Annotated in this window: 1 protein-coding gene; it reads right to left on the bottom strand. The window is 41.8% G+C overall.

Annotated elements, in window-relative coordinates:
* Positions 1–133 precede the first annotated feature (133 nt).
* Positions 134–526, bottom strand: coding sequence for a hypothetical protein (locus tag ACPV3A_RS37735; protein ID WP_426205016.1), 393 nt, complete (start codon positions 524–526; stop codon positions 134–136).
* Positions 527–672: the final 146 nt, after the last annotated feature.

The raw sequence follows: 672 nt of genomic DNA, 5'->3' as shown, positions 1-672 counted from the left end.
ATCCATTTTGATAACGCATAACTGCTTGTAATTTTTCGTCCGAACTAAAATTAGCCATAGAAAAAACTGCACCTCCAATGTTAGATGGTGTCTAACAATTGGGGTGCAGTTCAATCCCGGTGGTTTTTTATTGTTACTCCTGAATTTGTTGGAGTACATTCATTACATCATCAAGGTCTCCAGTGGAGGTTGAGACATTAAACAGATGATCATTCAAGAATAAATGTGCGGCTATTCTATGTTCGCCATCTACATAAACAACGGTATGGCCGTTGATTTCGGTAACTTCTGTCGGTTCTTTATAGAAGCCCTTTATAGTCTCGATGGTACTTCCCTCGACAGGTACTTGATTTACAATAATCTCAGCACCATTTTGCGATTGGTATCTTGCTATGAAATGAAACTCGCCAGGAGCAACTTCATTAGCAGTGGTAGGGGCGAGTTGTTTCAAATTAGGAACGTCACTGCTTTGTGCAGCACTTATTCCTACAGGAGCTGTGTCCTTGATTGATTCAGGAATACGCACTTCAACACCCTCTGGAAGCTGAGACAGATCAACTCTCTTGTCTTGAACTCCCGGATCAGGCGGGACTACTGTTTCTTGAGTGTTTGAGGCGGTAATTCCTTACTGTTTCTTGAGTGTTTGAGGCGGTAATTCCTTCACTTTGTTGT

It is taken from the genome of Paenibacillus sp. Dod16 (genome assembly GCF_049893405.1).
GTDB lineage: Bacteria > Bacillota > Bacilli > Paenibacillales > Paenibacillaceae > Paenibacillus_AQ.
The sequence above is the reverse complement of the archived record's forward strand: the minus strand, read 5'-3'. Positions and strand labels throughout refer to the sequence as shown.